Annotated in this window: 14 protein-coding genes; 7 read left to right on the forward strand and 7 right to left on the reverse strand. The window is 68.3% G+C overall.

Features of this window, described 5'->3' with window-relative positions:
- Window positions 1-73: 73 nt before the first annotated feature.
- The 5 genes from V2L32_RS15185 to V2L32_RS15205 form a co-directional block, all read right to left on the reverse strand.
- The gene (locus V2L32_RS15185; protein WP_331233324.1) at window positions 74-1,171 is read right to left on the reverse strand and encodes a Gfo/Idh/MocA family protein; all 1,098 of its coding nucleotides are present in this window, start codon (window positions 1,169-1,171) and stop codon (window positions 74-76) included.
- A 27-nt stretch (window positions 1,172-1,198) separates the two neighbouring features.
- Window positions 1,199-2,341 (reverse strand): UxaA family hydrolase, encoded by a 1,143-nt coding sequence (locus V2L32_RS15190; RefSeq protein WP_331233325.1) that lies wholly within the window; start codon window positions 2,339-2,341, stop codon window positions 1,199-1,201.
- Window positions 2,338-2,670, reverse strand: coding sequence for a UxaA family hydrolase (locus tag V2L32_RS15195; protein WP_331233326.1), 333 nt, complete (start codon window positions 2,668-2,670; stop codon window positions 2,338-2,340). The genes V2L32_RS15190 and V2L32_RS15195 overlap by 4 nt, the downstream gene beginning before the upstream one ends.
- The gene (locus V2L32_RS15200) at window positions 2,667-3,857 is read right to left on the reverse strand and encodes a UxaA family hydrolase (RefSeq protein ID WP_331233328.1); all 1,191 of its coding nucleotides are present in this window, start codon (window positions 3,855-3,857) and stop codon (window positions 2,667-2,669) included. The genes V2L32_RS15195 and V2L32_RS15200 overlap by 4 nt, the downstream gene beginning before the upstream one ends.
- Before the next feature lie 117 nt (window positions 3,858-3,974).
- Window positions 3,975-5,207, reverse strand: a complete 1,233-nt coding sequence (locus tag V2L32_RS15205) for a hydroxyacid-oxoacid transhydrogenase (protein WP_331233329.1) — start codon at window positions 5,205-5,207, stop codon at window positions 3,975-3,977.
- A 96-nt stretch (window positions 5,208-5,303) separates the two neighbouring features.
- On the opposite strand from V2L32_RS15205, the gene V2L32_RS15210 reads away from it, so the two are divergent.
- The gene (locus tag V2L32_RS15210) at window positions 5,304-6,230 is read left to right on the forward strand and encodes an NAD-dependent epimerase/dehydratase family protein (RefSeq protein WP_331233330.1); all 927 of its coding nucleotides are present in this window, start codon (window positions 5,304-5,306) and stop codon (window positions 6,228-6,230) included.
- Window positions 6,231-6,258: 28 nt separating this feature from the next.
- Here V2L32_RS15210 and V2L32_RS15215 read toward each other — a convergent pair whose 3' ends face one another.
- Together V2L32_RS15215 and V2L32_RS15220 are read right to left on the reverse strand one after the other, a co-directional pair.
- A complete protein-coding gene (locus tag V2L32_RS15215; RefSeq protein WP_331233331.1) occupies window positions 6,259-7,137 on the reverse strand; it encodes an SMP-30/gluconolactonase/LRE family protein in 879 nt (292 codons plus the stop codon).
- 98 nt (window positions 7,138-7,235) lie between these two features.
- A complete protein-coding gene (locus V2L32_RS15220) occupies window positions 7,236-8,093 on the reverse strand; it encodes an MBL fold metallo-hydrolase (RefSeq protein ID WP_331233332.1) in 858 nt (285 codons plus the stop codon).
- A gap of 144 nt (window positions 8,094-8,237) precedes the next feature.
- Between V2L32_RS15220 and V2L32_RS15225 the strand changes: the two genes are divergently transcribed.
- From V2L32_RS15225 to V2L32_RS15250, 6 genes are all read left to right on the forward strand, one after another.
- Window positions 8,238-9,020, forward strand: coding sequence for an SDR family NAD(P)-dependent oxidoreductase (locus tag V2L32_RS15225; RefSeq protein WP_331233333.1), 783 nt, complete (start codon window positions 8,238-8,240; stop codon window positions 9,018-9,020).
- A gap of 123 nt (window positions 9,021-9,143) precedes the next feature.
- Window positions 9,144-9,749, forward strand: coding sequence for a DJ-1/PfpI family protein (locus V2L32_RS15230; protein ID WP_331233334.1), 606 nt, complete (start codon window positions 9,144-9,146; stop codon window positions 9,747-9,749).
- A 119-nt stretch (window positions 9,750-9,868) separates the two neighbouring features.
- On the forward strand, window positions 9,869-10,636 hold the full coding sequence (locus V2L32_RS15235; RefSeq protein ID WP_331233335.1) for an IclR family transcriptional regulator: 768 nt from the start codon (window positions 9,869-9,871) through the stop codon (window positions 10,634-10,636).
- A 63-nt stretch (window positions 10,637-10,699) separates the two neighbouring features.
- On the forward strand, window positions 10,700-11,464 hold the full coding sequence (locus V2L32_RS15240; RefSeq protein WP_331233336.1) for an IclR family transcriptional regulator: 765 nt from the start codon (window positions 10,700-10,702) through the stop codon (window positions 11,462-11,464).
- 289 nt (window positions 11,465-11,753) lie between these two features.
- Window positions 11,754-12,923, forward strand: coding sequence for an enolase C-terminal domain-like protein (locus tag V2L32_RS15245; protein WP_331233338.1), 1,170 nt, complete (start codon window positions 11,754-11,756; stop codon window positions 12,921-12,923).
- 2 nt (window positions 12,924-12,925) lie between these two features.
- Window positions 12,926-13,717: an HpcH/HpaI aldolase family protein gene (locus tag V2L32_RS15250; RefSeq protein ID WP_331233339.1), complete on the forward strand. Its 792-nt coding sequence runs from the start codon at window positions 12,926-12,928 to the stop codon at window positions 13,715-13,717.
- Window position 13,718 lies beyond the last annotated feature (1 nt).

The raw sequence follows: 13,718 nt of genomic DNA on the forward strand, positions 1-13,718 counted from the left end.
TGATCGTGAAGCAGTCTATGCCGGCCCTCCCTCCCGAGAGGTCTCGCTCGCGTCGACCTCCGGACCAGCCGTCTCACCAGGACGTGATCCCCACGTCCTCGAGCACCCGTTCGAGCGGGATCTCGACCCGTCCGCCCGTGTGGTGTGAGAGGTAGAACCCGACGATGATCTCGAGCGACCGCGCGGCCTCGACGCCGGGCGAGCGGTTCTCGGCCCGGCCGTCCAGCAGGTCGACGACGTGGGAGGCGGCGTTGACGAACGCCCCCCGGTAGTCCTCCTCCCACGTCCACGCGCCCTCGATCCCCGGGAGCGGCTCCTCCACGTGCTCGCCCTCTACGAGACGCCAGTAGCGCCACTCGCCGTCGTCGTTGTTCATGTAGAGTTTGCCCCCCGTGCCGACGAACTGGAACGTCATCGACGAGATCTCCCGGGGGAGGGTACAGTCGATCGTGACGAACGTCCCGTCGTCCATCACGACGAACCCGCCGCCGCCGGCGTCGTCGACCATCTCTCCCACGCCGAGCGAGTCGATCGCCTCGTTCTCGCCCGTGATGTAGCCCGAGACGGACTCCGCCCGGGCGTCGAGCAGGTAGATCAGGGTGTCGATCAGGTGTGTCGAGTTCCTGAGCAGCTCCATCCGGAACTGCGAGCTCACGGACCTCACCTCGCCGAGGATCCTCTCCTTCTGGACGAGCGACCGGAGCGTCCGCAGCTTGTCCGTGAACCGAAACGAGTGGTTGACGAGGAGTTCGGTGTCCGTCCGGTCGCAGACATCGATCATCTCGCGGGCGTCCGTCGGTCGGGAGGCGATCGGCTTCTCGCACCAGATCACCGACGGGTCGGCCGTCGACTCGGCGGCGTCGACGACGTGCCTGTGGTGGAGGAACGACGGCGTACAGACCGAGACGACGTCTAACTCCTCCGCCGCGAGTAGCTCTCGGTGATCGTCGTACCGTCGGTCGGCGTCGATCCCCCAGGCGGTGCCGAAGCGCGCCAGTTTCTCCCCGTCGACGTCCGCGATGGCGACGAGTTCGATCCCCTCGGTCTCGTCGTAGCCACCCGCGTGACTCGCCCTGACCTTCGTCCGCCCGATCTCCTCGGCGTCGTGCATTCCCAGGATACCCATCCCGGCGATCCCGCCCGTCCCGATGATACCGGCCGTGTACGTCATGTCTCTGTTATCTCCTGTCGTCGTCTCTCACATCGACGGCCCGACGCGGGTGATCGCGAACTCGGTCAGGCCGTGTCGCTCCGCACAGCTCTCGGCCCCGTCGAGTACGTCGAGGACGCGCTCGGTGAACGCCTCCGGCGTGGTCGAGCGGGCGTCGACGTCGATGTCCCCGGAGAGCACCCGGTAGGTCGTCCCGTCACCCGTCACCTTGAGGACGGGGACGATCGGGTGACCCGACGGGATCCCCTCCGCCGTCGCGTGGACGACGAGCTGTGCCCCCGCCGCAGCGAGGCCGGTCGCCGCCTCGGCGAACCCCGAGGGTGCGTCGACGATCCCGACGCCGGCGTCGTGGGTCGCCCGCTCGCCGTAGGCGAGCACGTCCCGGATCGGGAGCCCGTCCCACGGGCGCGAGAGCTCGTCGAACGAGCGCCGGGCGGCCCGTCGTCGGAGTCCAGCGGTGCGCGCTGGCGTCCGTCGTCGGGTCTCGAGCAGTCTTCGATACTCCTCCCGGACCGCATCGTCCGCCGCTGCCACCGCCTCCTCCGCGTGGGGCAACAGGCGTTCGGTCCCGGCGACGACGACCCGACCGCCGGCGTCGACGACCCGACGAGCGAACGAGCCGACGAGGGGGTCGGCCGTCTCGATCGTCGAGTCCTGTACGTCGCTCCCGACGATCCCGACGGTCAGGTCCGCGAGCGAACCCGTCGTCTCCCGGCGTCGTTCCTCGAGGAGGGCGGTCGCCTCCTCGACGCCGCGTTCGATCGTCCTGTCGGAGCCGCCCTCGGACTGGATCGAGAGCTCCCGCACCGAAACGCCGAGATCGGCGAGCCGCGTCGCGACGTCGCCGCTCTGGATCTCCTCGCAGCCCAGCCCGACGACGACGACGCCGGCGACGTTCGGGTTGGTACCGATACCGGTGAACGTCCGTGCCGTCTGGTCGTTGTCCGCGCCGAGCTGGGCGCAGCCGTGGTCGTGGGGCGCGCTCACCGCCGTGGGCACCCGCGCGGCGATCCGGTCGGCGACGATGTGCGAGCAGATCACCGACGGCAACACGAGCAGCCGGTTCCGGACGCCGATACGGCCGTCGGCTCGCCCGTAGCCGGTGAACCGTGCCGTCCCGTCCGTCGCCTCCCCACTCGGGGCGTCCCGGGTCTCGGTCTCGAGTGTCATCGCCGCTCGCCCTCCGTGACGGCACCGGAAGCGCTCGCGACGTCGCCTCTCCCACGCGTACTCTCGCAGTTGTGCGTGTGAACCCAGGCGCCGGGCTCGATTCGCTCGGTCGCCTCGCCGATCACCTCGCCGTACTTCCTGACGCGGTCGCCGGCGTCGATAGCGGTCACCGCGACCTTGTGACCGAACGGGACCGGTTCGCGGAGCGCGACCGACTCCCCCTCGCCGAGCGCGATCTCCCGACCCGACTCGAGGTCCTCCAGCGCGGTCGCGACGGTGTCCCGCTCGGTCATCAACAGCGCGCACTCGTCGAGGACCCGTCCCTTCATCGTGCCTCACCCCGGAGCCCGACGAGCTCCTCGGGCTGGATCTCGTTGATCGCGAACTCCTCGAGCCGTCGGTACTCCGCCTCGGTGGGCCGCCCGCTCGCGACCTCGAGCAGCAGGTCGAACAGCCGTTCGCCGACGCCCTCGAGCGACTCGCCCGAGATGACCGTGCTGGCGTCGAAGTCAACGTTGTTCGAGAGCCGTTCCCAGGTCTTTGGGTTTCCGGTGACCTTGATCACCGGGGCGATCGGGTTGCCGGTCGTGCTGCCGCGCCCTGTGGTGAAGGCGATCACCTGCGCGCCGCCGGCGACCTTCCCGACGACGCTCTCGACGTCGTACCCCGGCGTGTCCATGAGGACGAGCCCGCCCCCGGTCGGGAGGCGTTCGGCGTACTCGACCATCCCCTGTACCGGCGTGGTCCCGCCCTTCGAGATCGCGCCGAGGCTCTTCTCCTCGATCGTCGTCAGCCCGCCCTCCTGGTTGCCGGGCGTGGGCTGTGCGCCGCGGAGGTCGACGCCCATCAGCTGTGCCATCTCCTCCCGCATCGCGACGCGCTCGAGCAGCCACTCCCGGGTGGTCTCGTCCGCACACCGCTCGGCGAGGATGTGCTCGGCGCCGATGAACTCCGGCGTCTCGCTGAAACAGGCGGTGCCGCCCGCCTCGACGAGCCGGTCACACGCGTTGCCGACCGCGGGGTTCGCCGCGATCCCACTGGTGGCGTCGCTGCCACCACACTCGACGCCGAAGACGAGTTCGGCGGCGTCGGCCGTCTCCCGTCGTGCGTCCTCTACCTCCGCGACGAGCGACCGTGCGGTGTCCGTCCCCACCTCGATCGCGGCGCTCGTCCCCCCGACCTCACGGATCGAGAGCGTCTCGACGGGTTTTCCGGACGCGGCGATCCGGTCGGCGAGCGCCTCGACGTCGATCGCCTCGGTACCGAGCTCGACGAGCAACGCGGCCCCGACGTTCGGGTTGCGGCCGACGCCCGTGAGCACGCGCTGGGTCTGCTCCCGTGCGACCTCCGGCTGGTTCGCACCCATCTGGTGGGGCGTCGCCCTGACGCGGTCGCCCGCGTCCGCACCGATCCGCGTCGCGAGCGCGCTCGCCGAGACGGACGTCGGGATCACCGCGACGTGGTTGCGGACCCCTACCGAGCCGTCCGACCGGCGAAACCCGGTGAATTCGGCCATACCGTCCACGTGACGGGCAGAACGCATAGTGGTTGTGGATGTGACCCGATCGAAACCGCCGACGGCTCCGTCCGTACGTACCGACCGCCGCTCCGGCCGTACTCGCGAGGGCGTCGGCTACAGTGACCGGCGGAGGATCGTCTCGAGGTCGTCTCGTTCGAGCCGACGCGGGTTGCCCACGAGCAGGCGCTCGAGCTGCATCGCGTTCTCAGCCAGCGTCCCGACCTCGTCCTCTCGGACGCCCAGTTCGGCGAGCCCGGACGGGATACCGACGTCGTCGCTCAGCCGACTGACGGCGACGGCCGCCTTCTCGGCCGCCTCGTCCTCGCCGGCGTCGTCGACGCGCTCGCCGAGCAGCGCGGCGACCTCCGTGTAGCGCTCGAGGGCACTCGGGGCGTTGTACCGCATCACTTCGGGGAGCAGTAGCGCGATCGTCAGCCCGTGGGGGGTGTCGTGTTCACCGGCGACCGAGAGCGCGGCCGCGTGCGTCGCGCCGAGACCGGCGTTCGTGAACGCGACGCCGGCGAGAAAGCTCGCCAGCGACATGTTTCGACGCGCATCGACGTCGCGGCCGTTGTCGACCGCCCGGCGGAGGCTGTCCGCGACGAGTCCGATCGCCGTCCTCGCGAACTGGTCCGTGACGGTCGTCCGTCCGCCGTAGTCGGGTCGGTCGATCGGGTCCTCCGGTCTCGGTTTCGTGTCGAACCGTCGCGTCACGTACGCCTCGATCGCGTGCGAGAGGGCGTCCATCCCCGAGAACGCCGTGTGGGACGGCGGAAGCGAGATCGTCAACAGCGGGTCGACCAGCGCGAGGTCGGGGTACTGGTAGCGACTCGAGATACCGACCTTCAGGTTTCGGTCGGGCAGGGAGAGGACGGTGACGGGGGAGGTCTCCGACCCGGTCCCGGCGGTGGTCGGGACGGCGATCGTCGGAACCCCCGGACCCGGGACGGCGCTGCCGCCACCGATCGGCGGGGCGACGTACTCGAGGATCTCGCCGCCGTGTCTCGCGACGACGCTCGTCGTCTTCGCCACGTCGATCGAACTCCCGCCGCCGACGCCGACGATCAGGTCCGGGACGACGTCGCGCGCTCGGTCGACCGCTCGCTCGAACACCGCGACCGACGGATCGGACTCGACACCGTCGAACACCTCGCACGAGCACTCCGTCCCGAGCGAGTCCGTCACCCGGGAGACGATCCCCGCGTCCACCAGCCCCTCGTCCGTGACGACCAGCGCCGAGGAGGCGTCCCGCTTCCTCGCTTCGGCGGCGAGTTCGTCGACGGCACCGGTACCGAACGTGACACTCCCCGACATCTCGAACTCCCAGACCGAATCGGCTTCGTACATCGCAGTACGTACCTCGCGAGAGCGACCGAAAAACGTTTTCGTGGCTCGGCGTCCCGATCAGCACTTATACAAGGGTACGTGGAGTACGGCCGGCCGATGGTAACGATCGACAGTGCAGTCGTAACCGGCGGGCTCGGCGAGTCGGGCAGCTGGGTCGTCGAGAACCTCGCTGGCCAGGGCGTCGACGTGACGTGTGTCGACCGGGTGGGTCCGAGCGGTGAGGCTCCCGAGAACGTCTCGTTCTATCGGGCGGATCTCACCGACCAGGGCGAGGCCTGGGAACTCGTCGAGTACGCGCGACCGGACGCGGTGATCCACTTCGCGAACATACCCGCCATGGGGATCCGTCCGGGTGGGCGGACGTTCGGGAACAACGTCCTGGCGAACTACAACGTGATGGACGCCGCGGGACGGGTCGGCGCGGAGGTCGTCTGGGCCTCCAGCGAGTGCACCTACGGAACGGTGTTCACGGAGACGACCGAGCTCCCCGAGTACTTCCCGATCGACGAGGAGCACCCGGTCGGCGCGCCCGATCCGTACGGCACGTCGAAGGTGGTCGGCGAGGAGATCGGACGGATGGTCACCCGCAGGTACGGCGTCCCGGTCACGTCGATCCGCCCCTCGTGGATACAGTACCCCGGCGAGTACTTCACGACCGAGATCCGCGAGCGCTTCGACCCCGAGACCGCCGCGGTTACGGGCGACCGGAACACCCACGTCCCGAGCGGGAACTTCTGGTCGTACGTCGACGTCCGCGACATCGTCTCGCTCGTCGACGCCGTCCTCGACGCCGACACCGACGGTCACGAGGCCTACCTCGGCGTCGCCGACGAGAACTACCTCGGGCGGCCGACCGCGGAGACGATCGACGCCGTCTTCGGCGGCCTCCCCGACGAGTGCGACCTCGAGGGCGAGGGGTCCGCGCTCTCGAACGCGAAGGCGAAGGCCGACCTCGACTGGGCGCCGGAACACACGTGGCGGTCGGCGCTGGACGAGGACGTTCCGTCGCCGTCGTTCGCGTAGTTCACCCGCCGCGCCCTCGAACCACGGTTCAGAGCGAGACGCGGGAGGCGAACTCCGGGACGCCGGAGACCGACGGCCGCAGTCGGAAGAGGTTACCCGCACCCTCGTCGTCCCCGCTCGCCTCGTACGTCGCGGTCGTCACGTAGAGCTCCTCGAACCCCTCACCGGCGAAGAGCAGGCTCGTCACGTTCTCGGCCGGGACCTCGTGACGGCGTTCTTCGGTTCTATCGGGAGCGTACCGGACGACGCGGCCGCCGCCGAACTGTGCCGACCAGACGGAGCCCTCCTCGTCGACGGTGAGCCCGTCGGGCATCCCCTCACCGTCGGGGACGTCGACGAACACCCGCCGGTCGTCGATCGCCCCGGTCTCGACGTCGTAGTCGAACGCGTAGATCGTGTTCGTGTTCGACTCGGTGAGGTAGAACGTCTCCCGGTCGGGCGAAAAGCCCATCCCGTTCGGCAGGTCGACCCCCTCGAGGACCGTCGTCACCGTCCCGTCGGTGTCGAGGCGGTAGAGCGCGCCGAGGCGGTCGTCGGTCGGCATCGTCCCGCCGAAGACCCGTCCCTCCGGGTCCGCGACGACGTCGTTGAACCGCGACCCCTCCTCGCCGGGGATCGAGTCGACGATCGGTTCGAGCGAGTCGTCGTTCGCGATCCCCTCCTCGGGCGGCTCCAAGCGCCGGACCGCACCCTCCTCCATGAACAGGAGGAAGGAGCCGTCGGCCTGGATCGTGTATCCTCCGATGACGCCCCCGTCGAAACACCGATCGTACGCCCCGATCGCGGGGTCGTACCGGAACAGCTCCCCGGCCGGGATGTCGATCCAGTACAGTCGCTTCTCCTCCGGGTGCCACATCGGCACCTCCCCGATCTCACACCGACAGTCGGCCACCGTCTCCACTCGCATGGTACGCGGTGGATCGCGGCAGGGGCGCATAAATCACCCGGCGACGTGTGGGTTCCGTTCGTGGAGGGATGGGTCCGGCGCGATTCGACCGACGGCTCTCAGCGGAGCGAGTTCGACCGGACGATGCCCGCCCGGTCGAAGTCGACCCGGTCGCCGATCGCGATCGGCTCGTGGATCCGGGGGTAGTCGTGCGAGGCGGCGTGTTCGTGCAGCACCTTCGGGTCCGCGCCGACGCCGCGCCACATGTCGTAGTGCGAGGGGAGCAGCCGATCCAGCCGGAGGTCGTTCGCCGCCTCAATCACCTGGTTCTCGTCCATGTACCACCGCGTCCGTTTCGTCTCGCCCTCCTCCGGGAAGTGGATGTGGCCGACCGTCCCGAACGCCAGGACGCCGAGGTCGATGTCGAACTCCTCGCCGATATCGAGGAACTCCTCGGCGGGCTTGCTGTCCCCGCCGTGGAAGAACGTCCCGGAGTCGTGTTCGACGACGTACGAGAGCGGCTCGATCGCGTCGGGGTCGTTCGCCCCGCGGACGTGGATCGTGAAATCGCCGACCGCGAACTCGTCGCCGACCCCGATCACGTGGCGCTGGTCCTCGGGCGTCCTGACGTCGCCCTCGTAGTCCGGCTCCTCGAACGCGGAGCCCGGGACGTAGAGGTCCGCGCCGAGCTCCTCGGTCAGCGGCCCGTACGAGGGCGGGTGGAAGTGGTCGATGTGCTCGTGGGTGACGCACACCGCGTCACAGAGCGTCGCGTCGGCCGGGTCCATCGGCACCGGGATCATCCGGACGACCCATGGCGGCTGTCCGTCGTCGAAGTACGGGTCGATGTAGATCGTCGCCTCCGCCGAGCGGAGGACGAACGCGTTACAGCCCAGATACCAGAGCGACGCGCCGTCGGGGTCGGTCGCCTCGATCTCCTCGCGCACGAACCAGTCTCCCCACGTTGAGTGGACCATGTGCCACGTTGCCTGTACGCTCACATAAACCTGCGTGCGGGTGGCGGGGACCGTCCTCGCAGCCGCATCGGGAAACCGCATGCGGTGGGTATCGCCTCCCCGGGACACCCGAAACTATTACTCCTATCCGGGGAATCACGGGGCATGGGACGACTGAACCCAGATTTCGGCGACGAGACCGTGGTCATCACCGGGGCGACGTCGGGGATCGGCCGCGAGACCGCCCTCCGGTTCGGCGACGCCGGGGCGACCGTCGTCGTCGGCGACATCGAGAACGAGCCGAAGGACGCGGACGTGCCGACACACGAGGCGATCGAGGACGGGGGTGGGACGGCGACGTTCCAGCGGACGGACGTGACCGACCACGAGCAGCTCCGCGATCTGGTCGAGACGGCCCGCGAGTTCGGGGGGGTCGACGTGATGATCAACAACGCGGGGCTCTACATCGGCGGCTCGGTGCTCGACCTCGAACCCGAGGAGTTCGATCGGATCCACGCGGTCAACGCGAAGGGTGCGTACTTCGGGATCCAGGCGGCGGCCAACGACATGATCGACAGGGGGGAGCCGGGGTCGATCGTCAACACGGCCTCGATCAGTTCGAGCTACGCACAGTTCGACCAGGTGCAGTACGACTCGACGAAGGGTGCCGTCAGGATGATCACTCGGGGGTCGGCGCTCGAACTCGCCGAACACGGCATCCGCGTGAACGCGGTCGGTCCCGGACAGATCGCGACCGAGTTCATCGAGGGCTGGACCGAGGAGGCCACCGAGGCCGCGAAGTCCGGCGACCTGATCAAAGACGTCCCGCTCGGACGCGCCGGAACGCCCGAGGACGTCGCCGGGGCGTACCTCTACCTGGCGAGCGAGGAGGCGAGCTACGTCACCGGCGAACTGCTGTTCGTCGACGGCGGCTGGCAGGTCTTCTGAGTCGAACCGCCCCCGAATCGGTGGAGAGACCCCGCCGAGAGGTCGCCCCCGTACCGGGGGAGTCGGCGCTCTCGAAACGCTTAATGCGTCGGTCGGCGAGGCTAGGCCGTAGGGTGATATCACATGACTATTGAGGACAAAAACGTCGCGATCATCGTCGCCCACGAGTTCGAGGACATCGAGATGGAGTACTGCCTGCTCCAGCTGGACCACGAGGGGGCGAACGTCACGCTCGTTCCCGTAGAGGCGGGCTTCAACGCCCGCCACGGCTCGGCGGACGCGCCGATCAAGGGCCGGTTCGGGACGCCGTGTCCGCCGATCGTGATGCAGGAGGGCGTACGCTACTCCGTAAGCGAGTTCGAGGACCTCGACCTCGACGAGCTCGACTGCGTCCTCTACCCGGGAGGCTTCTCGCCCGACCACCTCCGGGTCGTTCCGGAGGTCGTCGAGTTCACGAAGGAGGCCTACGAGGCCGGGAAGCTCGTCGCCGCGATCTGTCACGGCCCCGAGGTTCTCATCGAGGCAGACATCGTCAACGGGAAGGACGTCACCGCGTGGGAGTCGGTGAAGACCGCGTTGCGCAACGCCGGCGGCGAGTACCACGACGTGCCGTACGTGAAGGACGGGAACGTCCTCACCGGGCGGTGTCCGGACGACCTGCCGGACTTCTGTGCGGGGATCGTCGAGGCGTTCGCGGCCGAGGAACTGCAACAGCCCGCCGACGACTAGTCGGAGGCGGTCTCCACGAACGCTCGACCACGAACGAACGCCCCCCGTCCGACCCGAACCGAATGCGTACCACTACCCCCGTCCACGAAACGGACCCGTGCGGGCTCCGAGCGTAAGCGATGGCCGAGAACGCACGGAACCGCGTGAACGCGGCGACGACGGCGTTCACGGTCGTCGACGGATTGAAACAGCTAGAGGGTGCCGGCGTCACCGAGCTTTCGGACTACCTCGAGATCCCGAAGAGTACGGTCCACAGCTACCTCAGCACGCTCGAACGGGAGGGGTACGTCGTCAAGGACGGTGGGGAGTACCACGTCGGCGTGCGCTTTCTCGAGTACGGTGCGAGCGCACGGCGCCGGGCCGACATCTACGAGGCGGCGAAACCGGAGGTCGACCGCCTCGCCGAGGAGACGGGGAACCTGGCGAACCTGATGGTCGAGGAGCACGGCTGGGGCATCTACCTCCACCGGGGGATGGGCGAGCGCGCGGTGCGACCGATCGACACACAGGTCGGGACGCGCGTCCACCTCCACTCGACGGCGATGGGGAAGGCGATACTCGCACACCTGCCTGAGGGACGCGTCGAGGCGATCGTCGAGGAGCGCGGGCTCCCGCAGATGACGCGACGGACGGTGACCGACCGAGAGGAGCTCGCGGCCGAACTCGAGGCGATCCGCGAGCGAGGGTACGCCATCGACGACGGAGAGCTGGTCGAGGGGCTTCGCTGTGTCGGCGCCCCCGTCCTCGGCGACGCGGGCCACGTGTTCGGGGCGGTGAGCGTCGCCGGACCCGCCCGTCGGTTCGACGGGAGCTACCTCGTCGAGGAGATGCCCGAACGGGTGATGGAGGCGGCGAACGTCGTCACGCTGAACCTCACCTACTCGTGAGGAGGGTGGACGGCCGTTCCGTCATGCTGAATACTTATGTATCATCCCGATAGAGGGGTGCGTATGGCAGGAACCGCACGCAACCCCGTCAAGTCGGCCCGGACGACGTTCGCCGTCCTCGACGGGCTGAAGGAGCTGGACGGTGCCGGTGTCACCGAACTGGCCAACTACCTCGAGATCCCGAAGAGTACGGTCCACAGCTACCTCAGCACGCTCGAGGAGGAGGAGTGCCTCATCAAGGAGGAGGGGGTCTACCACATCGGCGTGCGATTTCTCGAGTACGGTGCACACGCCCGACAGCGAACCGACGTCTACGAGATCGCGAAACCGGAGGTCGACCGCCTCGCCGAGGAGACGGGGAACCTCAGCAACCTCCTGATCGAGGAACACGGTCGGGGTGTGTACCTCCACCGGGGGGAGGACACCAGGGCGATCCAGGTCAACACCAGGGTCGGAACGCGCGTCTACCTCCACTCGACGGCGCTCGGAAAGTCGATCCTCGCGAACCTGCCCGAACGTCGTGTCGAGACGATCCTCGACAGACACGGCCTTCCCGAGGTGACTCCCAACACGATCACCGACCGGGCCGAGCTCGCGGCCGAGCTCGAGGAGATCCGCGAGCGGGGGTACGCCATCGACGACGAGGAGCAGGTCGAGGGACTGCGCTGTATCAGCGCCCCGATCGTGAGCGCCTCGGGTCGGGTCCTCGGCTCGATCAGCGTCTCGGGGCCGACCCACCGGTTCAAGGGGACGTACTTCACCGAGACGATCCCGGACAGCGTGATGGAGGCGGCGAACGTCATCGAACTCAACCTGACCTACTCCTGAGGCCGGCGCTCGACGGTCGCCGGGAGCGGATACCGCGTCGGTTTCCGGGAGTACTGGCGTGGATCGGTTCCGGTATACAAACGACGTTCGGCAATAGTGAACGCTCTGATGACAGTCATACGTCTGTAACGGTACTGGAAGGCGTGACATGGACACCGTTCCCACACCGGTTCGAAGGACGGCCGGTCGGCAATCCTGAACGGGTATTCGTTTCCCTCGAAGACCGGTACCGACGTCGACGGGCTCCGGACGGAACGACTTAACCTCCCCCCGTCCGACGGTCCACTCGATGGCTCCGACGATCACACGGATAGAGTCCACCGAGTTCAGCTACCCGCTCGAGGACGTCGGCTTCTCCTCGTACGGGTTCGACCCCGTCTACGAGCCGGGAGCGGTGACGGATCGAAAGCTCTTCGCGATCGAACTCCACACCGACGAGGGCGTCACGGGCGAGTACGTCGGGGGGAACTCCCCCGGTGCCGCTCAGATCAACATGTTCGCGGACTATCTCGTCGGCAGGAACCCCCTCGAGCGCGAGAAACACTGGAGCGAGATCAAACGCGCGCTGCGAAAGTACGACCGGATGGGGATCGGCCCCGTCGACATCGCCCTCTGGGACCTCGCGGGGAAGTACTACGACGCGCCGATCCACGAACTGCTCGGCACCTACCGGAAGCGGCTGCCGGCCTACGCCTCGACGTACCCCGGCGACGACAAGGGTGGTCTCGAGACGCCCGAGGACTTCGCGGAGTTCGCCGAGGAGTGTCTCGAGATGGGGTATTCGGGCTACAAACTCCACATCTGGCCGGACGAACTGCGTAGTACGCAGAAGATCGTCGACGCGGTCCACGCGGTCGGCGAGCGCGTCGGGAGCGAGATGGACCTCATGCTCGATCCGGCCTGCCACCTCGACACGTGGGCGGACACGCTCAAGGTCGGTCGTGCCTGTGACGAACAGGAGTTCCTCTGGTACGAGGACCCGATGAAGGACGCCGGGATCAGCCAGCACGCCCACCGGAAGCTCCGCGAGACGATCGAGACGCCGATCTTGCAGACCGAACACGTCCGCGGGCTCGAGAGTCACACCGACTTCATCGCGAACGGCGCGACCGACTTCGTCCGCGCCGACCCCGAGTACGACGCCGGCATCACCGGCGCGATGAAGATCGCACGCGTGGCTGAGGGGTTCGGCCTCGACGTGGAGTACCACGCCCCCGGCCCCGCACAGCGCCACTGCCTCGCCGCGACCCGTAACGCGAACTACTACGAGATGGCGCTGGTCCACCCGGACTGTGCGAACACCCAGCCCCCCGTCTACGGGAACGACTACTCGGACATGCTCGACGCGATCGACGCCGATGGAACGGTCCCGGTGCCCGACGGCCCCGGACTCGGGGTCGAGTACGACTGGGAGTACATCGAAGAGAACGCTACGGGGAGCGTCCACGTCTACGAGTGACCATGGAAGGAGACCTCGCCACTCGACTCGCGGCCCCCGGGCCCGTCGTGGGGAACTGGCTCTCGCTCGATAGTCCCACGATCGCCGACGTGTACGCCGAACTCGGCGCCGATTTCGTCCTGATCGACACCGAACACACGCCGCTGTCGCTGGAGACGGTCGCGGAGTGTGTCCGTGCGGTCGACGCCGCGGGCACCGAGACGAACGCCGTCGTCCGGGTGCCGGACGCGAACCCGACGACGATCAAGCGCGTCCTCGACCTCGGCGTGGACGGCCTCATGGTCCCGATGGTGGAGACGCCAGCCGACGCGAGGGCGGTCGTCGAGGCGACGAGATACCCGCCGGAGGGGATCCGGGGCGTCGGGGTCGGGCGGGCGAACCGGTACGGACTGGGGATCGAAGAGGCGCTCGAGTCGGCGGGCGACCGACTGACGACGATCGTCCAGATCGAGACCGGCGAGGGCGTCGAGAACGCCCCCGCTATCGCCGCCGTCGACGGCGTCGACTCGCTGTTCGTCGGGCCGGCCGACCTCTCGACCTCGTTCGGGTCGTTCGGCGACTGGACGGACGAGCGGTTCGAGGAGTCGATCGACCGGGTGATCGACGCGAGCCACGATGCCGACCTGCCGATCGGGACGCTCGCGATCGGCGACGAGCAGCTCGAGCGGTGGGCGGGCTACGGCTTCGACTACGTGATCGTCGGCTACGACGTCGGCTACCTGATCGATGGGAGCCGACGGGCGCGCGAGACCTACCTGGCGGCGATCGACGAGGACGAGTCCGGAGAGCGATAGC

The sequence above is a fragment of the Halalkalicoccus sp. CGA53 genome (assembly GCF_036429475.1).
GTDB classification, from domain to species: Archaea; Halobacteriota; Halobacteria; order Halobacteriales; family Halalkalicoccaceae; genus Natronorarus; species Natronorarus salvus.

Coding starts and splice junctions, on each gene's coding strand:
- V2L32_RS15185 (WP_331233324.1), bottom strand. CDS start 1,171: ATGACGTACACGGCCGGTATCATCGGGACGGGCGGGATCGCCGGGATG.
- V2L32_RS15190 (WP_331233325.1), bottom strand. CDS start 2,341: ATGACACTCGAGACCGAGACCCGGGACGCCCCGAGTGGGGAGGCGACG.
- V2L32_RS15195 (WP_331233326.1), bottom strand. CDS start 2,670: ATGAAGGGACGGGTCCTCGACGAGTGCGCGCTGTTGATGACCGAGCGG.
- V2L32_RS15200 (WP_331233328.1), bottom strand. CDS start 3,857: ATGGCCGAATTCACCGGGTTTCGCCGGTCGGACGGCTCGGTAGGGGTC.
- V2L32_RS15205 (WP_331233329.1), bottom strand. CDS start 5,207: ATGTACGAAGCCGATTCGGTCTGGGAGTTCGAGATGTCGGGGAGTGTC.
- V2L32_RS15210 (WP_331233330.1), top strand. CDS start 5,304: ATGGTAACGATCGACAGTGCAGTCGTAACCGGCGGGCTCGGCGAGTCG.
- V2L32_RS15215 (WP_331233331.1), bottom strand. CDS start 7,137: ATGCGAGTGGAGACGGTGGCCGACTGTCGGTGTGAGATCGGGGAGGTG.
- V2L32_RS15220 (WP_331233332.1), bottom strand. CDS start 8,093: ATGGTCCACTCAACGTGGGGAGACTGGTTCGTGCGCGAGGAGATCGAG.
- V2L32_RS15225 (WP_331233333.1), top strand. CDS start 8,238: ATGGGACGACTGAACCCAGATTTCGGCGACGAGACCGTGGTCATCACC.
- V2L32_RS15230 (WP_331233334.1), top strand. CDS start 9,144: ATGACTATTGAGGACAAAAACGTCGCGATCATCGTCGCCCACGAGTTC.
- V2L32_RS15235 (WP_331233335.1), top strand. CDS start 9,869: ATGGCCGAGAACGCACGGAACCGCGTGAACGCGGCGACGACGGCGTTC.
- V2L32_RS15240 (WP_331233336.1), top strand. CDS start 10,700: ATGGCAGGAACCGCACGCAACCCCGTCAAGTCGGCCCGGACGACGTTC.
- V2L32_RS15245 (WP_331233338.1), top strand. CDS start 11,754: ATGGCTCCGACGATCACACGGATAGAGTCCACCGAGTTCAGCTACCCG.
- V2L32_RS15250 (WP_331233339.1), top strand. CDS start 12,926: ATGGAAGGAGACCTCGCCACTCGACTCGCGGCCCCCGGGCCCGTCGTG.